We start from the raw sequence: 19,663 nt of genomic DNA on the forward strand, positions 1-19,663 counted from the left end.
TGCCTGTTGTCCTGCTTGCGCTCGTTTCGACCATTTTGAGACAATGGTTTTTATATTAGCTGACATTAGCCGCATAACTCTTGCGAAAAAAGATAAAATGATTCAGTCTTAATGCCACACCCCCAAGAATGGGGGAATAATAACGACTGAGAGGAGCAAATTCCTCTCGGCATGAGGTCTAAGGGTACGGTGCTTAAGGGGGGAATCCGCGCAGACGGATGCCCTGACGGCGCCCGAGAAAAATATGGGCAAACACATGCGGACGAACACCGCGATCGCGCTGCGCGACGATCAAGGTGACATGCGGGCAGATATTGGGGCGCACAAAACCCAGTGCGATACCTATTACGGAACCGAGGCGTTGACGCGTATCGTCATGGAAAACCTCCATAAAATTGAAGCGATGGCCAGACGCATGGCCCGAACGCCCGATTTGCACGACGATCTCATTTCTGTAGGCGTAGAAGGAATGCTAAAGTCGCTGTCCAACTACACTCCCATCCCGGGCGTCCCGTTTTTTGCCTATGCAACGAAATTTGTGCGCTCTGCGATGCAACGAGAGGCCCTTTTTCCAGCCCGACTGGTGAATATTCCTGATTTCCGGCTTCGCAATGCCCAAAATGGCCTTTTAGACGCCGAAGAAGCCGCTTTTGTTTTTGAAGCCCGCTTTGTCGCAGACATAGAAGATGTCCATGACGAGGCACCTTCTGCGACCCCTGTGACCGCCGAAATCCTGATGATGAACGGCGAACAGGCCGATTGCGCGCGCAAACTGCTCGACCTTGCCATCGCCTCACTCAGCGATCAGGAAGCAGAGATCATTCGGGCCCGTTTTTTACATGACGTATCCGCCGAGGATCTGGCTATCAGGCTTGACATTTCTGCCACAAAAATGCGAAAAATCGAACATCGGGCCAAGTCTCGAATGAAATCGTTTCTGCTCAAACGCGGTGTCACGGCGGATTTCATGAACATGGAGAATTGAAAGTGCTTTCCCACCCCCTTCTCGCGCAAAGCCTGCCAGTGGCGGCGGTGAAAGCAGCCCCAACGGCTGATGCGACGGGGTTTGACCAACTGATCCAAAGCGAAAAATCAACTTTCAATTTGATAGGCCAAACAGAACAAGCCAAAACAGCTGAAAGTGAAGCAGACCTCCCATCTGAAGACGGTGATTTGCCATTGGCTGAGATCCTGGATGAAGCATTGGACGGCGCGGAGCGTGACCTCGCGCCTGATGCAGAAGCCGTGCCAACCCAAAGTAACGCCGTTAAGCCAGAGTTATCACCACAGGCGACGCGCGTTTCTGACCTGCCCCAATCCTTACCCGATACGGATCAACTTACGACCCAATCCGCCAATACAACGGATCTGCCAGAAGCAGACTCTTTAGCCACGGATTTCACTGTACAAACGACTGACCGCATCAATTTTGATCCCTCAACGGACGAGGACCAGAGTGTTACCCTAACGCCGACCGATCAAGTTTTGGAACCGGAAGCACCTGCCAAAAACCAAACTGCACTTCGCGAAGCACCCGTAGAACCTGATACGGCGGAAATAGCCCCAAGCCAGCCTCTGGCCGAAACAGCCAAGGCCGTCGATGGCGATTTTGAACCGAACTCTGATGGAACAGAACCACAGGTTAAACCCGTGCTGGCTTCACCTGAAACGCCAGAAGATTTGGAAAATGAAACCTCTCAGGATGAGGCCCCGCTAGAGGTCGCTCTGGCAGATGTTCCGATGCCAGTCACAACCTCTTTGGCAACTCCAAACACCCCCGATCTAGCCAGTTTTCAAGCCATGGTCGTAGAGGCGTCAGCAGAACCTGTTGCCGCAGTGACGGGTGGTGAAGATTCCGTAGAAACCCTTGAAACCACACCAAAACTTGATCGTGACGCCCCTAAAGACCTGTCTTTCACGCCTTTGCCGACCCAGACAGAACCTGTGCGCACAGAGCAGGTTGCCGCCGCATCCCGTCAAGACGCAAAGCCAGTCACTGCGCCCACCGCGACCGCCAATCCGGCCGCAGGCATGGTTGATGTAAACGTGCAAACCACCCAAGCACCGGAAACACCGCGCAGCTTTGCCAGCGCACTTCCAAAACCACTAGCAGATGTGCAAGAAAGCGCACCTTCGGCAGGCCCGAAAACTGCAGAAATTCAACCACTGGCCGACACGCCGAACAACGCGCAGATACAGCCGTTACGCCCCACTCTGACACCCATTCCTGCCGCCGCAGAGGCACAACCACCTGCCGCGCCGCAGCCGTCAAAATCCCCGATTGTTCGTCAGGTCATGGATCAATTGGTCCAATATCCCACCGAAAACGGCACAGCAACCATCCGCCTGAAACCCCACGGTATGGGGGTCATCGAGATCACCGTCGAGCGGACAAAAGAAGGCAACCTAACCGTGGATATGCGGGTGCAAAATCCGCTGGTGCTTGAGGCGATGCGCAATGAACGCGGCGCGATTTCCCACCTTTTCCAACCCACCGCAACCAGTGGAGGCGGGACTTTGTCGATGGACCTGTTCCAGTCAGGCGCGGGGCGAAACGGTCAGGACCAACACGGTCAGCCCGCCAAGGACACGCCCACAGGCACGGCTGAAAACCCATCGCAAGACCAGCCAGACACACCAGTTGCGGCACAAAACCAACAGTCCCGGGCCTCCGGTGGCCTCAATATCCTCACGTAAAGGCACGCAAGTATGAGCATCACTTCTATTTCTAGCGCAACAGTCGCAGGTGGCGCGGATAGCTCGCTGTCACAGTTATCGCAGGATTATGAGACGTTTTTGCAGCTAATGGTGGCTCAAATCCAGAACCAAGACCCGCTGGAACCAATGGATTCCACTGAATTTATTTCGCAAATCGCAACTTTGACCCAAGTTGAGCAATCGGTGAACACAAATTCGCAACTTGAACAACTGCGTTCCACGCTGGCGCTGACCGCATCCATGTCCGAGGCCACTTTGATCGGGCGCACTGTCACGGTTCCTTCCTCAACGATCAAAATTGACAGCGTTGGAACACCAGTGTCGTTCAGCTATGAAATCGAAGGCGAGGCAAGCTCCGCCACCGCGATCATCAGCGACGCTGAAGGCAATGTTTTGCGCACGATTGAAGGACTTCCCGGCACGGCTGGCACGCTAAATATGGTCACTTGGGACGGTTTAGACACAAACGGCGCGCCGATGCCTGTGGGCACGTATCAAATCTCATTGGCTGCCGAAGATGGCACCGGCGGGTACAACACCTACATCCGCGACACAGTTGAATCGGTGTCTTATGTGGGCGGCGAACAGTTGTTGAACCTGCGCAATGGCGTCGAGGCGAACAGCGGCGACATCGTAATGATCGAGTAGATTTTTGCGCACACAGGTTTTGCGAAAAACAAAGGCATAAAGCAAAGGACGCCAGAGAATGCAGGGGGGAAACCGATGATTACAAGACGCGCACTTATCAGCGGCGCCGCCACGGTTGCGGCCTGTAATTTGCTCCCCTCCCTCCCCGCGCTTGCCTCTGACGGGCTGAACATTCCAAAACCTGTCCGCCTGAACAGTCGGTTGGACCAGTTGGTGCCGCTGATCGAACCCTATCTGGATCTGTACAACCCAAACACGCAGGAGCGGAAAAAAGTCCTGTTTTTTGGGAAAACGGGATATAATCTCGCAGGGATTAAAGAGATTAACTATCTATTGCGTGACTGGCGGCAGGACAGGATCGTACAAATGGACGTGCGTCTGTATTGGGGTCTGGCCGCCATCAGAACCGCCGCTGTGCGGGACGGGCTATCCGGAGAAATCCAGATCAATTCGGGGTTTCGCAGCAAGGAAACCAATGATTTTCTACGCAGCGAAGGGTATCAGCCTGCAGTGAATTCCATGCATTTGCGCGGCAGGGCCATAGATTTTGTCGTCAAAGGCGGCGATGTGGCCAATGTGGCGCGCTATGCACAATGGCTGGAAATCGGTGGAACCGGCCACTATCGCGGCCGCTTTGTCCATGTGGATTCCGGAGACCAGCGGGTCTGGTTCGGTTAACCACCTTTTGATCGGCTCTGAAAATTTGCGAAAAATGCCCTAAATGTGGCTGTGCGCGATCTCTGTGGTCATGATGTTCAAGACACCCTGCTTCATCGCCTGAAAGGCAGAGCGCATCTGCTGCTGGGTTGCAAAGCCATCAAAGCCTGTGGCTTCACCCCGCCAAACCGGCAGCAAGCAACTGGTTTTCGGGGACCGCAAGGGCTTGTCTGTGCGATATTCCGCAATCAGGCCGTTGTCGGTTCGGGTAACGCGAAATCCGCCATCCAATCCGGGACGGTTGAAATCCAGAATAAACCCGTCATCGGATTCCAGCCAAATGCCCTTGTGATACAAACCATCGGTGCTTTCGCTACGGGTCACACGCCCTGTAACAATACGCCAAATCGGCTGTCTGCCGTCAGCATCCTTCACGCTCAAAAGCGCATCAAGGGCAAGAATTGTTATGTCGAGCACAGGCAGTGGCGTTTCCCCGCCCGTCGCGCCGCGGTTCAGAAAATCCGAAAGAGGGCGGCAAAAATCGAGCACCGCAGTGCCCGCCCGTTCGACCAGATGGTGACGTGAGATATTTTTGGCGGAGTCAGGAACCGCTTTCCTGCTATTCGTGTTGGCAACCAGTGTGGCGGGTGTTGCGGCCTGCGGGTACGTAGAGCGTGCGTATTGAGAGTATTCGGGCATTTTAGTCTCGTCGTATTCAGCAGGAGGCGGTCAAAACACTCACCTGATTGTGAATGTCCTTGATTGAAAGTGACATGCTGCAAGATAGAATTCAACGAGTTTTTGGCACGTAAAGGTAGAAATGTGGCAGTTTTGCCTTAGTTCGACGATCCGTGCTCTAATAGCCACAGACCTAACAAGTCGACCGCCCCCGCCTTCAATCTTTTTCGCATAAATCGCCATTTTATTGAGGAAAATGCTACATTTTTTAGGCTTTCGACGAAAAGGCCACCCAGAAAATTTGACCATTATCCTGTGCTTTAGACACTGTTCCGCATGACAACCGCCCCTTAAATTGCGAAAAATACCCGCCTGCGCGTTTCCAACCCCGTTGGTTGTTTTGGATAGCAAAACACAAGCCCTTTCACCACCAAACGCACAGGGCTACAGACAAAAGAATTCATGCACGACTGCGCCCTGTTTTTACATTCCGCTTAGGTAAAGCGCTGCATTTTCGATGCTGAGACTGGAAAAATCAGTACCCTTTACCATGACGGCAATCGCCTGATTGATCGCAGGAATGACCTTTTCGCTTTGCCGTACAATTGGCAGCGCGCCTGCCGAAGTTGTCAGGCTTAATACCGTATCGCGCAAAATTTGCCGGTCCGGAATGTGTTCGGCTTTTGCCTTCAACCCGACACGGGCATCAAAAATCAAAGTCCCGCGACCCATCACATTGATTGAGATTTTTTCGACCAGGATCTCGGTCACTTTGACCGGTTTCTCTTCAGAGGGATTTGCGAAAATCAATCCGCTTGCGGCATAACCCAAAGCTCCGCCACCTGCGAGCCCCAGCAGAAAAAACACCGCAAGAACAATCCGCCGCGACCTTTGCCGTTGCCCTTCCACTTCCGGTTTGAAAAATATGCGACGCATTTTGGCCCTTGTCCGGCTTAATAGGGCAGGATCACGTCCAGCACATCCTCGCCGTAACGCGGTTGCTGCACCCGTGAAATCTGGCCTTTGCCGCCATAAGAAATCCGCGCCTCGGCGATTTTTTCATAGGGAATGGCATTACTGGTATCCACGTCAACGGGGCGGATAATACCCGCAACACGCAGCTCGCGCAGCTCGTTGTTCACCTTCACCTCTTGGCGGCCTGCAATCACCATATTGTCGTTCGCCAGACGGCGAATAATCATAACGGCAACCTTCAGGTTAACCTTTTCGTTCCGCGCAATCGTCCCCTGCCCGCGGGACGTGCTGCCAGACGAAAGATCGACGATTGACCCAGATGGCAGATCATCCGCGTTTATTCCGGGCAAAACCGCATCCAGCTTGGTGCCATAGCCAAGGAAGGTGGACCCGTCGATTTCATTGCCTGATGACCGGGATCGACGGGATTCATTTGCCAGCTCTGCTTCATCGTCAATGGCGATCAGGACAGTCAGAATATCCCCCACACGAGAGGCGCGGTGATCGCCGAAAAATCCGGTGGACCCCACTTGCCACAAAGAGGAAGCCTCGGCCCGTTGCGGAATGCGAACCGGTTCGGGTTCGGGCATGGGCACATGCACAATGCTGGCTTCGGGCATTACGTCTTCGGTTAAATCAATACTCGAAACTTCGGGATTCCGGTTCTCTGTGTAATTCGCGCAAGCGCTTAGGACACAGGATAAAAGAATAAGGATTTTCGCACAATTTCGGGACTTCTGTCTCATCGGTGTCTCTTCGTCATTCTAAAGGTGTCGTCTGGTTCGGGGCGCGGTGGCACATTCAGCAGGTCATTTCGCAATCACCTCAACCACGCCCTTGCTGACAACAGTCGCGGTCAAAGACGCGTTGGATTTCAGGTTAACAACCCGCACATTCTGTCCCATTGCCCCGTCTTCCAGCACTTTGCCAGGGGCGCTTAGGTTCAGGCCGCCGCTTGACAGGATGATGCTCACTTCATCACCCCGCTCAATCACAAGAGGTTCGGAAATCGAGCCTGCAAGAACCGGCCGCCCCCCCAAAAGGATGCGGCGGGATTCCATCCCAAGGATGTCTTCGGGGTTGCGCAGCGTATTGGCAGGCATGGCCATCATAGCGATATCCACCATGTGAAAATCCTCTTGCGACAGCAAAATCCCTGATGGAATCCGCCGCACAGGCACATAGACCGGCACCGCAATCACAGCCTGCCCGCGAAAGCCGATGCTGTCTCCTTGCGTACTGATCAACCGCGTAACGAACATGCCAGAACGCGCATCAAAGATGAAATCATCCAGCCGCAGACCCTTTTCCGGCAACCCTTGGGGCAGCCGCAGTTCGATCCGGCCATCCGACGGAATTTCCCGCTCGCTTGTGGCCAGCAAATGTTCCTCCACCAGGGTCGCAACAGGCGTCCCCGCGAAAAGCTGCTCATCCGCTTTCAGCATGCTACTAAAACATACCAAAAACAGCGCCAACACGCTTTTCATGATGGTTCGGTGCGTCATTATCGGATCTGGTTGGCGGTCTGCATCATTTCGTCGGCGGCTTTCAGGGCTTTGGACCCCAATTCGTAGCTGCGCTGTGCAGTGATCAAATCGGTCATTTGCTTGATCGGATCAACGTTTGACCCTTCCAGATAGCCCTGCCGCAAAATGCCCACAGCTTCATCGCCGGGATTGCCCACCATCGGCTCGCCCGAGGCTGCGGTTTCCAGCATCAAGTTATTGCCAATCGGCTTTAGACCCGCGTCATTGATAAAGGTTGCAAGGGTCAGCTGGCCAATTTCAGCCGGCTCGATTGCATCGGTTGTATAGGCCAGCACCAGACCATCCTGCGTGATTTCGATCTCTTGCACGTCATTTGGCAGCACCATTGCGGGCTCTATCAAATTGCCTTCCAAGGTCACGATTTCCCCTTCCGGAGACAGCGCCAGATTGCCTGCTCGGCTATAGGCATTTGACCCATCGGGGCGCGTGATGATGAAATAACCATCCCCGTCAATTGCAATATCCAACTGGTTGTCTGTCTGTATCAAACCGCCTTGGGTGTTCAACCGCACAACCCCTGTTGCGCGGACCCCAAGACCCACATCCACACCTACAGGTCGCACCGTGCCATCGGCATTGGCAGTGCCCTCCCGTTCCAGCGTCTGATAAATCAGATCGGCAAAAGTCGCGCGGCCCGCTTTGTAACCTGTTGTATTGGCATTGGCGATATTATTGGCGATGACATCAACATTCACCTGTTGCGCCTGCATTCCCGTGGCCGCAATTCCGAGTATTTTCATAACAGTCTCCGATTACCTTATTCTTTTTCGCAAATTCTGCAAAAAGATTACGTTGGCGCCAGACGGCTTAGGGTTTGCTTGCGCAGATCGTCGCTGACATTGGCCATATTCATCGCGCTTTCATATTGGCGCTGCAAAGAAATCATCTTTGTCATTTCCATGATGGGGTTCACGTTTGACCGCTCCACAAAACCCTGCGCCATATCTGGCTCTAGGGCAGGAATAAGCTCGACAACCCCGTCACGCGGGGTCAGCATCGCCCCGCCAAGCTGGGTCCAGTTCCCCATATCTTGTGCCTGAAACGTGCCGATACGGGCAATTTGATCGCCGCGCGCGTCTGTAATAAGTCCGGTTCTGTCGATTTCAACATCTCCGGCACCCGGGGGAATATTGATCGGGGCGCCACTTTCATCCAGCACATAATCGCCAGATGCAGTCACCAGATCCCCTTGGGCCGACATGGAAAAATTGCCAGCACGCCCCAAAGCAGTCTGGCCGGTTTGCGTCATAAATCCGAACCAACCATCCCCAACCATCGCTACATCTAGAGGGTTAGAGGTTCTGTACAACGCACCTTCAGACAAATCGGCAAAGGTTCCACGGTCCACAGCATAGCTCATCTGGCGCATCTGACTGCCTGATCCTGTATCCACGACCATGCTTTCAAACACAGCTTCCGATCCGCGAAAGCCGTCCGTATTGGCGTTTGCTATATTGTTTGCAGCCACTTCTGTGGCCCTCTGCAACAATGCAGCCCGAGAAATGGCCATGTATCCAATATTATCCATAAGACGAGACGTTCCATAAGACTGTTGATTATTTCTGGTTGATCTGTACCAACATCATCAACTATACCTTATGTTGTGTTTTCGCATAACCCCAGAAATGCGAAAAATAAAAAAATACCTCAAAGAGGCCCGGAGAAATCTTGCAGCAGATTGTCCACACCAGAACGTTCCCAAGTATCCGATCACTTATCGGATGCGCTGCGATTGCGGCAACGTCCTTATGTGGCAGTGCCTTACACGTCCGCTCTGCTGATGTACAACCCCAACATATAGATTCAGCCATAGACGAAATGGACAAAGGACCGCTTGAAACACGCCTTGCGGATCTGCCATTCAATGACGCGCAAACCCGATACGCCGCCCGCTTCACCGATGCCAGTCCGCTTCAGCGCGCCGCCCCCGCACTGGATTATGCGCAATTCCTGATGGGCTGGTTGATGTTGCCAGAGGCGAAAGACTTTGCAAACATCGCCTTAACCAGCGCCGACACCACGCAGCACGACCGCGCCAAGGCCACCCTTGCGATGATCGACGTCTTGTCCGGCATCACCGTCCCCGTGGATGCCTTCCCCAAGTCGATGGAAAAAGACCTGCTGTGGTCTGTGATCCTTGATCTGCAAGCTGGCGCTTCGGTGACAAAGTCGCGGTTGCGCAAGGCCCCGTCCAAGCTCAATTTGCACAGCCCTGCGGTTTCGGGCCGTTTGGTGCCGATCATCTTCAAGGCCGCCATCGCCGCCGATGATCTGGATTTTGCCCGCAACCTGCTGAATGCCTCGGTCAAAGGAACCGACCTTGAAGGCACATCGGATATGCTGCTGATGCGCGGAATTCTGGCGCGGGCAGACGGACAAAACCAAACTGCATTTGATTTTTTCGCATGGGCGTCCGAACACCAAGACCGCGCTGCCGCCCAAGCCCGTATTGAACTGGCTGACATGGCACTGGAACACCCTGATCGCGCGGTGCGCGCGCGGGTGCGTGATCTGTTGGTCGAGGGTCTGGCCCGCTGGCGTGGCGATGATCTGGCCCTGCGCATGCGCGCCTTGCTGGCCCGTGTCTCCGAAGATCTCGGCGATGCGGAAACCGCAATTATTTCCATGGCCCTGATCCACGCGGATCACCCTGACACACCTGAAGCCGAACTCGCCGAGCGCCGCATAGGTGTCATCCTTAAAATTCTGGGCGAGGCCATCGAAGCCGATGCTATGACCCTGGAAGATTCACTGGCCGCCGTGCGCCGGATCGAACCCTATGTCAGCGCCCAACCGGAACGGGTTCTTATACACGGCGCATTGGCCAACCGGTTCAGCCGCGCGGGTCTGACGCTGGCTGCACAGGCAGAATACGCCGATATCTGGGACGGGCTTTTGGAAACCGAGCGGGATCAAATACCCCCCGCCCTGCTGGACCGTCTGATCCTTGAACAGGCCAAACGCTATCTGCGCGAAGACATCCCCGCAGCGGCCCGCAACGAAATCTATCGCCGCCCCACAGAACGGCTGAAATCTTTGGATGCGGAATTTGCGAAAATTGAACTTTTTGCAGGTGGTAAGATCCCTTTGACAGACAATGCCCCCGTGGCTTTGGAAATTGGTCGCTATGCGATGCAGCACGGCGATGACGCCGCCGCCCTTGCAGCCATGAACCAAGCTGGCCCCCTGCCTGCACCCGATGGCATCAACGCGGCACGGATCGCGGCCAGTCAGGGCAAGACAAACGTAACGGATTACCTGAGCGATCTGTCAAAGGATCGGCGGGAACATGTGGTTAATCTTTCTAAAATCAGGGCGGCAGAAGCGCCCGACATCTCCCCGCTTTCGGTAGAAGCTGCACGCGGGATTATCGAACGAGCCACTGTGGCTCTGGATGCGGTGGAAACGCTGAACGCGTCCAACGGATCATAACAAAATAGAAGCTGGCGGGCTTGAACCTGTCAGCATACTCCGAAAGGGAAGCAGAAATGTCCATCCAGAACGCCATGCAGGCAGGCATCGCCGGGCTTAGGGTCAATTCTCAGTCCGTGGCCACGATTTCGAACAATATCGCGAATTCGGGAACCATCGGCTACAAGCGGAACTTTACCCAAATGGTCAGCCAGGTGGTTGGCGATTCAGGCTCCGTCAGCAGCGTTGATCGCAAAGATATCGAAACCGGCGGCGCAATTATTTCAACCAATTCCGCGACCGATCTGGCGATTGACGGCGAGGGTTTTTTCGTGGTCATGAAAGACCCGAACAACCGGGACTCCTCTAACTTTCTGCTGACCCGTGCAGGGTCTTTCGAAGTGGATGACAGCGGCTATATGGTGAACGCGGCAGGGTATTATCTGGCGGGTTATTCCTATGAAGACGGCAGCCTTTCGGGCGTGGGTCGCAACAACTTCAGCGATCTGGAAGCAGTGCGTTCCGGCACGGCATCCATGACCGCCGAAATTTCCAGCATGGGCTCAATTCAAGGCAATCTACCCTCCAGCCTGACTGGAACCGGCATCGCGCAAGACCCGTTTATTTCCAGCATGTCCTATTTCACCGCCCTTGGTGAACAAGACGGGCTAAAGTTTTCATGGACCCCGTCGGACACCACCGAAAACGCCTGGAACATCGCCGTAACCGGCAATGACGGCACTGCCTATGGCACAGTGGATGTGACCTTTGCAGATTCCGGACCAACCGCTGGCGCGCCATTGTCTTATGCCTTTACCCCTGATGCAGGGCTAGTCGCCCCAGCGGATTTCACGGTGGACGCGGATGGGAACATCACCCTGACCATCGACAACGGCACCATCCCGCAAACCTTTGAAGTCGCCCTTGGGGCGGTTGGCACATTCAACGGCGTCACCCAATTTGACGGCGATTACGAACCCCAGCAAATCACCGTGGACGGGTCTTCGGCATCGGCTTTGGCATCAACAGAAATCGACAATCAGGGCAATCTGGTCGGGGTTTTTGAAAACGGCAAACGCCAGTCGCTGTATCAAATCACTGTGGCAACCGTCACCAGCGCCGCTGCCATGGAAGAAAAATCCGGCAACGCCTATGCCCTGACCCTTGGGTCCGGCGATGCGGTGATGAATGTGGCTGGTTCGGGCGCAGGTACGATCGAAACAGGCGCAACCGAAGCATCCAACGTAGATATCGCGCAGGAAATGACCGACCTTATTCAGGTACAGCGCGCCTATTCATCGAACGCCAAATCCATCACCACTTCTGACGAAATGCTTCAAGAAGTGAATAACCTGAAACGCTAAGGTACCCTGAAATGAGCCTGTCTTCTGCATTGAATATCGCGCGGTCCGGCCTGTCCGTAGCCGCGCTTCAAACGGATCTTGTGTCTCGGAATATGGCAAATTCCGAGACCGAGGGCGTGACCCGAAAATGGGCCAGCCTGTCCACCAATTCCACGGGCGGCGTTACCGTTTCCGCGGTGGAACGCAGCGTGGATACTTTGTTGCAGCGTCTGGATCGGGACAATACGTCAAAACTGGCGCAGCAATCCACGGTGTCTGACGGGCTGAAAGCCTATACAGACTTTCTGGGCCAGCCCAATGATGAAACCTCGCCGGCGGCAAAATTGTCAAACCTGCAAAACGCCTTTGTTTTGCTGTCCACTTTGCCATCCGAGGAATCCACACAAATTCAAGTGGTTACCTCTGCCAAAGAAATGGCGTCCCAACTGAATGAACTGTCGGGAACCCTGTCCGACATAAATCGGGAAGTGGAACGCAACATCCGCTACGATGTGTCCTCTGCGAATGAAACGCTCGAAGGCATTGCGATCCTGAACCAGAAAATCCTGCGCTCGACCGACGGGTCCATCGCGCAGGCGGAATACAAAGACAAGATGGACCAGATGATTGATGAGGTCAGCGGCTTCATGGATGTCCAGACCGTCACCTCTCAAGATGGCACCGTTAACCTGTACACAGGGGCCGGCACCGAACTGGTGATTGGCAATCAGGCCAAAACCATCAGCTACGATCCGGTACAGGGCAAACTGACCGCAGGCAGTGTAGATATCACGCCCGGCCCGACAGGCCGTGGCATTTCCCAAGGCAGCCTAAGTGGTCTGTTCGAACTGCGCGACCAGCATCTTCCGCAAATGTCAGCCCAACTTGATGCGGTCGCCGCAGGGCTTATGTCTACCATGGAAGCCGCCAATCCCTTTGGCACAGGCGGCACTGGTCTGTTTACAGATGCGGGCAATACCTATGACGCACTTTCCGTAAAAGGTCTGGCCGCACGGATCACCGTGAACGCCGAGGTGGACAATACCATCGGCGGCAACCCAAGCCTGTTGCAAAACGGTGGGAACGCCGCGACCCCCTCTGGGGATTCCAGTTTCATCACCGCCATGTTGGACCAGTTCAGCCAGACAGTTACCGTTGATACAGCTGGCCTCGGTGATGTTTTAACCCTTAGCGAAATGGCCCCCGCTTTGGTTTCCTTGCACCAAACAACCCGTGCAAGTGCAGAATCCGCCACCCAATCAACGCAAACAGCCGGCGAAACAATCGCCGCATCGCGCAACAATTTTGAAGGCGTCAGCATTGATGATGAACTGCAAAAGCTGCTTGTTGTCGAACAAAGTTACGCCGCCAACGCGCGGGTAATGACCTCGATTAACGAAATGCTCGACACGCTCATTCAATCCTTCTGACACGACAGGAAACCCAAATGACCATCAGCTCTATTAGCACCAGCCAGCAGTCGTTAAACATGCGCATAATTATCTCGCGCCAGAACGAAGAACTGTCCAAACTGACCAAAGAAACCGCTTCGGGCATCAAACAGGATGTCTTCGCCGAGAACGCAGGCACTGCAACCAAAAGCCTGCAAATGCGGTCCTTCATGGCATCAACCTCTGCCTATAAAACATCCAACGAACTGCTTGAGGGCAAGTTGGACACAACCTACGACGCCCTTTCAAACCTGACGGACGAGGCACGCAACTTTCAAAATCTGTCTCTTGCGGGGGGTATCACCTCGATGAACCGCGAAGTATATCGCCAAGAGGCAGAGGATACTTTGGCCCGTATGGTGACCGCCTTGAACACCACTTACAGTGGCGAGTTCCTTTTTTCGGGTCTTTCTACCGATCAAAAAGCCGTTGAACTGGACGCTTCGGGCACCTCTGTAACCTATCTGGGCGATACCACGGGCACACCATCTGCGCGGATTGACGATGACGTCACACTGAACTACGGCATTCGCGCCGATGATCCGGCCTTTACTGCGATTTTCGGGGCGTTGACCACGGTGCTGACCACAAATCTTGACGCTTTGTCGGATACAGATTTCGAAGTGCTACGTGAAAACGTAACCACTGCGATGAATGACGGCATCACGGGTCTGACCTCGCAGGCGGCGGGTCTGGGTAACAATCAGGGTATTCTTGAAAGCAAAATCAACGACCAGAATTCCCGTCTGAACATCTATAACAACGCCATTGCGGGGATCGAAACGGCCAACCCCGAAGAAACGGCTCTGCGTTTGAATCAGCTTTTGAACCAGTTGGAAGTCAGCTATCAGGTCACGTCACGGCTGAACGGGATGAGCCTGCTGAACTATCTCTAAGACTTTAAAATCTATCGCCCAAACTTTAAACGTCCTGTTAAAACAACAGGGCGTTTCTTTTTTCGCTTATTTAAACAATTCACTGCGCAGCGCATTTACCGCAGTGCTCTGGTCTTCCGGTCCCGTCGCGCGGTCCCCGCTCCACACTAGAAAAACCGCCATCGACACCACAAAATAGACCGCAAACAGCGCCATCAAAGCCTTATGGGCTTTTGAAAACGGTGAACTTCCGACGAATGTGAACAACACCAGATCCCCGGAGCGCGACACAATCGGACGGACGGTAGACCCCAAAGGCGCAAGCGTATCTGGCACCAGTCCAACGGGCAAAATAATATTTGTGACAGGGTCGCCATCCACAGTGCAGGCCTTAATCGGAATGGCAAATCCCATACGATCAGGCCGAACAAGGATGTCTTTTTCTGACAGGCTGATCGACGGACCCTCCCCGCCAAAACTTAGAAACGCCTGATCGGACGCGGGCAAACTATAGGTCGCTTCTTCCATACGGATCGGCACGTCGCCTATTTCATCATAGGGGATAAACCCGTGTGGCAGATCAAAAACACCAGCCTTCGATCCGTCCTGAGGCTTTGAAATGTCAGCTATTTTTACCTCGGACAGCAGTTTTTCTGCCGCGGTATGCTCTGCCAGTTTCTTTGCTGCCTGCTCTGCTTTGGCGCGCGCTGCCGTCTGCGGCATGGTGATCCCCATGTCCCGCGCAAACTGGTAATTCATCACAAAGTTTTCCGTTTCCTCGCGCAGCTCGGACTCCGGAAGGTTCAACGCCGCTTCAATGCCCGACAGCAAAACAATGTCTTCGGAAAACCCCATGTCGATTTCGGGAAACCCGTCAACTTTCGGATAGACCGCCAAGGGCCCGGCGTCTGCATCGTCACTTTCGTGGATATCTTCAAGGGTCACCGCAGGGTCGTCGCCATCATGAAACGGCTGCATATGCACAATTTCGCCGTCTTTGACCACAACAGCCAACGCCACATCCTCTGGCCATTCAAAATTCTGAACGATCTCTGAATAATCGAATAGTCTAACGAAGGAAGTCTTCACGTTTAAGCTCACCTCTGGGCGCCGATTCTGGTTGGAGAGTTCACGAAAATCTATTATGAAGCACGTATTTTCGCAAGATCATCTTTTGCGAAAAAAGGATTTGGCCTATGCTATATCTGAATACATATTTGGAGACGTAAACCATGATGATCCCAATCGGGCTGCTCGTCATTCTATTGCTCGTTTTTGGCGGGTTCAGTCTGTCGGGCGGCAATTTCGAAGTGCTGCTGCACGCCTTGCCTTTTGAAGGCATGATGATTGCCGGTGCCTCGATTGGCTCGCTCATTGTGTCCAGCGATCTGGCCAGCCTCAAACTAACCCTCGGCGGGTTGAAACGGGCTTTCGCAGGGCCGCGCTGGAAGTCGAAGGATTACAATGATTTGCTGCTCTTGCTGTTTGAACTGACCCGTATGCAGCGCACGGCCTCCCCGGTTGAAATGGAACAACACATTGAAAACCCTGGCGAATCCGATATTTTCACCAAATACCCCCGCATTTTGAAAGACAAATCCTCTGCCATGTTGATTTGTGACAGCCTGCGGATGATGTCGCTTAATTTTGACAACCCCCACCAGATGGAAGATGTCATTGAAAAGCGGATCGAAACCACCCTCGAAGAGCGGATGATCGCGGGGCATACGATCACCTCTATGGCCGACGGCCTGCCCGCCATCGGTATCGTTGCGGCGGTTCTGGGCGTGATTAAAACCATGTCATCGGTTGATAAACCGCCGGAAATTCTGGGGATGATGATCGGCGGCGCGCTGGTTGGCACATTCCTTGGGGTGTTTTTGGCCTATTGCGTGGTGCAACCCTTCGCCGATCGTATCAAATCCATCGAAGAGGCCGATTACAGCTTTGCCAAAGTCATCCGCGACACGGTTGTTGCCATGACCCAAGGCCACCCGCCCAATGTGTGCGTTGAAATCGGACGCGGCAACATTCCCGAACGGCTGCGCCCCAGCTTTAACAACGTGGATGAATCCCAACGCGAATTGTCTCGTGCCGCATGACGGGGCGCGAAAAAACATATGCCTTACTGGCGCGCCTGCACAATCAGGAAATGGAAACCCAAGCGGGCACACTCGCCGCTTTGCAGGGCGAGGCGGATCGGCTCACCGCAGAGCGCAGCCAGCTTGATCAAAGCCGCAGGGAAGGCGCGTCTGTCACAATGATCGAAGCAATGCCCTACCGCGGGCGTTTTCTGAACATCGTGCGACAGGAAAACCAGCGCCTTTCCCGTCTGATCACTGACGTGGAAAAGCGGATCGAAACCCAGCGCGACAAGGTCATCGACGCCTACCGAGAGGTCAGGTCTTCAGAGAAACTGCAAGCGGATGTGCGCACTGATATCCTGCGCGAACTCCGTCAAGCCGACCAAGCGGAAGCCGATGAAATGGCCCTGTTGCGCCGTTTTGCAGGGCCTGCTGAATAGCAGGACGACACCACGGGCAGACTGGATTGCTTGTCAGACCAAACTGTCGTGTTTGATCGGTTGGGTCGGCAAATCCACGGCCACGCCAGCTTCGTCCAGCAGACCGTAAAGCACGGCAAAAGACTCTTCGCTGCTTTGCGGCGCGCGCGTCCCCTGCCCCAGAAATCCATCTGCCAGCTTGGCAAAACGGATCGCCGCATCCGTGTCTGGATCAGTGCCGGTACGATAAGCCCCGATACGGGCCAAATCCTCAATATCCGCATGACGCGACAGGGCACGACGGGCCGCATTCATAATCGCCATTTCAATTTCAATATGGCACCCCGGCAAGGATCGGGATACTGATTTCCCAATGTTTATAGCAGGATAGCGCCCGGATTCCGCGATCTTACGATCCAGCACAATATGCCCGTCCAGAATGCCCCGCACCGTATCGGCAACGGGTTCATTCATGTCATCCCCATCCACCAAAACCGTGTAAAGCGCCGTGATATCGCCGCCCTCTTTGCGAATTGATCCGGGGCCCGAACGCTCCAGCAGGCGCGGCAATTCGGTGAAAACAGTCGGTGTATAGCCCCGTGTCGCAGGGGGCTCGCCCGCCGCCAATCCGATCTCGCGCTGCGCTGTTGCAAACCGCGTGACGCTGTCCAGCATCAACAAAACCTGCTTGCCTTGATCCCGATAAAATTCTGCAATCGCGGTCGCTGCAAAAGCCGCTTGCCGCCGCATCAAGGGCGGCTGGTCTGATGTGGCCACCACCACCGCCGAACGGGCCATTCCCTCGGGGCCCAGATCGCGGGTGATGAAATCCTGAACCTCGCGGCCCCGCTCCCCCACCAGACCAATCACAATCACATCCGCATCGGCCTGCCGCGCCAGCATGGCCATCAAGGTGGATTTCCCCACCCCCGAGCCTGCAAAAATACCCAGCCGCTGGCCCCGGCAAATCGGGGTGAACACATCAATCGCGCGAATGCCGGTTTCCAGTTTGTCACCCATCACCCGCCGGTCAAACGCATCCGGTGGCGTATTGCGCAGCGGATAGGCGCAGGGGCCGTCTGGCAAATCAATTCCGTCCAGCGGCTCGCCAAAGGCATCCACCACCCGACCAATCCAATCGTCCCCTGGAAAAATATCACTGGCACCGGGTTTCAGCGCAACCACATCGCCGCGCCCGATCCCGTCCCACGTGCCAAAAGGCAGCAGACGAATGCCATCAGACCCCGTGGCAACCACCTCGGACTGGATCCGCCCGGCGACCATCGCCATGTCGCCAATCTTCGCACTTTCCCCCAAACCAGAGGCCGTCAAACCCAAGCCCCCTACGCTGACAACCTTACCCGAAACAATCGGGCCGGAAATCTTGCGCAAAGCGCTGCGAAGTTGCGAAAAATTTGTTGGGCGCTCCATAAGCAGGCTTTCAATCTAGGTGGTTTCCGTTGTATAAACACTTGTGATTGAGTTTTTCGCAAGGGCAAAACATGAGCGATACATCTATGTCTTGGCTGCAAACTGCAAGTCAAAGAATGAACTGGCTTTCCGAACGTCAAAAAGTCATTTCCGAAAATATCGCCAACTCTGATACGCCGAACTATCAGGCGCGGGAAGTTGAAAGTTTTGAAAGCTATCTAACCCATAAATCCGACCGTTCGGTTGGAATTCGGGATGCGAAAAATGAATGGGGGTTGTCGATGGACAACAACAGCGTGGTTCTGGAAGAACAATCGCTTTTGGCCGCCTCGACCTCTAGCCAGTACCGACTGGCCTCGAAACTTTACGGCAAAGCCCACGCAATGATCTCTATGGTGAACGGGAAATAAACATGGCCGATCTGGACAACCTAAGCGCGATCGCGCGCACCGCTGGTTCCGCGCTTAAGGCGCAGGGTGAACGGTTGCGGGTTATTTCCGAAAACATCGCGAACGCAGATACCATCGGCACTCCCGGCGACAATACCTATCGTCGCAAAGTGGTTACTTTTGGTGAAATTGTTGACCGAGAAACTGGGGCCAACATGGTCGCAATTACCTCTGTGTCCAAGGACCCCGCCCCATTGCGCCTGCAATATGAACCCTCTCACCCGCTGTCAAACGAAGAGGGATATATAGAACGCCCAAACATCGAGCCATTGGTCGAAATGGCAAACATGCGCGAGGCGGCACGAAGTTATGAAGCCAACCTGAACATGATCGCAACGGGACGGGAGATGCGCCGCCTAACCCTGGACATGCTCGACAAATAGAAAGAACCTAAATGGATAATGCCTTTTCTACGGGTGCGCTGCGCGCCTATAAAATCGGGCAATCAGTTACTGCACCTTCCAGCGTCCCAACGCAAACACCGACAGGGCCCAGCTTTGCTGAAGTCCTTGAAAACACGGTCCGCGACACGGTTGAAACCGTCCGTGCTGGCGACCGTGCTGCTGTTGCGGGCTTGCAAGGTAAACTTTCCACCCAAGAGGTCGTAGAGGCCACAATGGCCATGGAAACCGCTATCGAAACCGCCGTTGCCGTGCGGGATAAAGTTGTGGGTGCCTACCAAGAAGTCCTTCGGATGACTGTCTAAAATGGGCGCCGAGGATATTCATAAAGTCATTACTGACACGATTTGGACCATTCTCATCGCCTCTGGCCCCACGTTGTTGGTGGCCATGGGCGTCGGCCTGTGCATCGCCCTGTTTCAGGCGCTTACGTCCGTGCAGGAAATGACACTCACCTTTGTACCAAAAGTGGCGGCGATCTTTGTGACCGTCGCCATTTGCCTGCCGTTGATCTATTCGGCACTGACCAAACTCACCGATCAATCCTTTGATCTTATCATCAGCGGCGGCTTATAA

The 19,663-nt window shown here is 54.3% G+C and carries 22 protein-coding genes; 14 read left to right on the forward strand and 8 right to left on the reverse strand.

Going from position 1 to position 19,663, the window contains the following annotated elements:
- Positions 1-256 precede the first annotated feature (256 nt).
- From GGE09_RS18335 to GGE09_RS18350, 4 genes are all read left to right on the forward strand, one after another.
- The gene (locus GGE09_RS18335) at positions 257-985 is read left to right on the forward strand and encodes a sigma-70 family RNA polymerase sigma factor (protein ID WP_309747635.1); all 729 of its coding nucleotides are present in this window, start codon (positions 257-259) and stop codon (positions 983-985) included.
- Positions 986-987: 2 nt separating this feature from the next.
- On the forward strand, positions 988-2,697 hold the full coding sequence (locus GGE09_RS18340; RefSeq protein ID WP_309747636.1) for a hypothetical protein: 1,710 nt from the start codon (positions 988-990) through the stop codon (positions 2,695-2,697).
- 12 nt (positions 2,698-2,709) lie between these two features.
- Positions 2,710-3,366 carry a flagellar hook assembly protein FlgD gene (locus GGE09_RS18345; RefSeq protein WP_309747637.1) on the forward strand — a complete coding sequence of 219 codons (657 nt, stop codon included), beginning with the start codon at positions 2,710-2,712 and terminating at the stop codon, positions 3,364-3,366.
- 75 nt (positions 3,367-3,441) lie between these two features.
- Positions 3,442-4,044: a DUF882 domain-containing protein gene (locus GGE09_RS18350; protein ID WP_309747638.1), complete on the forward strand. Its 603-nt coding sequence runs from the start codon at positions 3,442-3,444 to the stop codon at positions 4,042-4,044.
- A 39-nt stretch (positions 4,045-4,083) separates the two neighbouring features.
- Here GGE09_RS18350 and GGE09_RS18355 read toward each other — a convergent pair whose 3' ends face one another.
- From GGE09_RS18355 to GGE09_RS18380, 6 genes are all read right to left on the reverse strand, one after another.
- Entirely contained in the window at positions 4,084-4,722 is a 639-nt protein-coding gene (locus tag GGE09_RS18355; RefSeq protein WP_309747639.1) for a hypothetical protein, read from the reverse strand.
- Between the two features lie 462 nt (positions 4,723-5,184).
- Positions 5,185-5,637 (reverse strand): hypothetical protein, encoded by a 453-nt coding sequence (locus GGE09_RS18360; RefSeq protein ID WP_309747640.1) that lies wholly within the window; start codon positions 5,635-5,637, stop codon positions 5,185-5,187.
- 17 nt (positions 5,638-5,654) lie between these two features.
- Positions 5,655-6,422 (reverse strand): flagellar basal body L-ring protein FlgH, encoded by a 768-nt coding sequence (locus GGE09_RS18365; RefSeq protein ID WP_309747641.1) that lies wholly within the window; start codon positions 6,420-6,422, stop codon positions 5,655-5,657.
- 63 nt (positions 6,423-6,485) lie between these two features.
- On the reverse strand, positions 6,486-7,181 hold the full coding sequence (gene flgA, locus GGE09_RS18370; RefSeq protein ID WP_309747642.1) for a flagellar basal body P-ring formation chaperone FlgA: 696 nt from the start codon (positions 7,179-7,181) through the stop codon (positions 6,486-6,488).
- Entirely contained in the window at positions 7,181-7,963 is a 783-nt protein-coding gene (gene flgG, locus GGE09_RS18375) for a flagellar basal-body rod protein FlgG (protein ID WP_309747643.1), read from the reverse strand. The genes flgA and flgG overlap by 1 nt, the downstream gene beginning before the upstream one ends.
- Positions 7,964-8,010: 47 nt before the next feature.
- Complete coding sequence (locus tag GGE09_RS18380; protein WP_309747644.1) at positions 8,011-8,751, reverse strand: flagellar hook-basal body complex protein; 741 nt, start codon at positions 8,749-8,751, stop codon at positions 8,011-8,013.
- A gap of 290 nt (positions 8,752-9,041) precedes the next feature.
- On the opposite strand from GGE09_RS18380, the gene GGE09_RS18385 reads away from it, so the two are divergent.
- From GGE09_RS18385 to GGE09_RS18400, 4 genes are read left to right on the forward strand one after another with little or no spacing between them, the layout of a single operon-like run.
- The gene (locus GGE09_RS18385) at positions 9,042-10,655 is read left to right on the forward strand and encodes a hypothetical protein (RefSeq protein WP_309747645.1); all 1,614 of its coding nucleotides are present in this window, start codon (positions 9,042-9,044) and stop codon (positions 10,653-10,655) included.
- Positions 10,656-10,711: 56 nt separating this feature from the next.
- The gene (locus GGE09_RS18390) at positions 10,712-11,998 is read left to right on the forward strand and encodes a flagellar hook-basal body complex protein (RefSeq protein WP_309747646.1); all 1,287 of its coding nucleotides are present in this window, start codon (positions 10,712-10,714) and stop codon (positions 11,996-11,998) included.
- 11 nt (positions 11,999-12,009) lie between these two features.
- Positions 12,010-13,407, forward strand: coding sequence for a flagellar hook-associated protein FlgK (gene flgK / locus GGE09_RS18395; protein WP_309747647.1), 1,398 nt, complete (start codon positions 12,010-12,012; stop codon positions 13,405-13,407).
- A 17-nt stretch (positions 13,408-13,424) separates the two neighbouring features.
- A complete protein-coding gene (locus GGE09_RS18400) occupies positions 13,425-14,324 on the forward strand; it encodes a flagellin (protein ID WP_309747648.1) in 900 nt (299 codons plus the stop codon).
- 66 nt (positions 14,325-14,390) lie between these two features.
- Here GGE09_RS18400 and GGE09_RS18405 read toward each other — a convergent pair whose 3' ends face one another.
- Positions 14,391-15,392, reverse strand: coding sequence for a hypothetical protein (locus GGE09_RS18405; RefSeq protein WP_309747649.1), 1,002 nt, complete (start codon positions 15,390-15,392; stop codon positions 14,391-14,393).
- 143 nt (positions 15,393-15,535) lie between these two features.
- On the opposite strand from GGE09_RS18405, the gene motA reads away from it, so the two are divergent.
- Together motA and GGE09_RS18415 are read left to right on the forward strand one after the other, a co-directional pair.
- The gene (gene motA, locus GGE09_RS18410) at positions 15,536-16,405 is read left to right on the forward strand and encodes a flagellar motor stator protein MotA (protein WP_309747650.1); all 870 of its coding nucleotides are present in this window, start codon (positions 15,536-15,538) and stop codon (positions 16,403-16,405) included.
- Entirely contained in the window at positions 16,402-16,827 is a 426-nt protein-coding gene (locus tag GGE09_RS18415; protein ID WP_309747651.1) for a flagellar export protein FliJ, read from the forward strand. The genes motA and GGE09_RS18415 overlap by 4 nt, the downstream gene beginning before the upstream one ends.
- 33 nt (positions 16,828-16,860) lie before the next feature.
- On the opposite strand, the gene GGE09_RS18420 is transcribed toward GGE09_RS18415, so the two are convergent.
- A complete protein-coding gene (locus GGE09_RS18420) occupies positions 16,861-18,237 on the reverse strand; it encodes a FliI/YscN family ATPase (protein WP_309747652.1) in 1,377 nt (458 codons plus the stop codon).
- Positions 18,238-18,308: 71 nt separating this feature from the next.
- Between GGE09_RS18420 and GGE09_RS18425 the strand changes: the two genes are divergently transcribed.
- The 4 genes from GGE09_RS18425 to GGE09_RS18440 are packed head-to-tail and all read left to right on the forward strand — an operon-like array spanning position 18,309 to position 19,663.
- Positions 18,309-18,647, forward strand: coding sequence for a flagellar basal body protein (locus GGE09_RS18425; RefSeq protein ID WP_309747653.1), 339 nt, complete (start codon positions 18,309-18,311; stop codon positions 18,645-18,647).
- Between the two features lie 2 nt (positions 18,648-18,649).
- A complete protein-coding gene (gene flgC, locus GGE09_RS18430) occupies positions 18,650-19,069 on the forward strand; it encodes a flagellar basal body rod protein FlgC (RefSeq protein ID WP_309747654.1) in 420 nt (139 codons plus the stop codon).
- 11 nt (positions 19,070-19,080) lie between these two features.
- Entirely contained in the window at positions 19,081-19,392 is a 312-nt protein-coding gene (locus GGE09_RS18435; protein ID WP_309747655.1) for a flagellar hook-basal body complex protein FliE, read from the forward strand.
- A gap of 1 nt (position 19,393) precedes the next feature.
- Positions 19,394-19,663 carry a flagellar biosynthetic protein FliQ gene (locus GGE09_RS18440; RefSeq protein WP_309747656.1) on the forward strand — a complete coding sequence of 90 codons (270 nt, stop codon included), beginning with the start codon at positions 19,394-19,396 and terminating at the stop codon, positions 19,661-19,663.

The sequence above is a fragment of the Roseobacter sp. N2S genome (assembly GCF_031454055.1).
Taxonomy (GTDB): Bacteria; Pseudomonadota; Alphaproteobacteria; order Rhodobacterales; family Rhodobacteraceae; genus Amylibacter.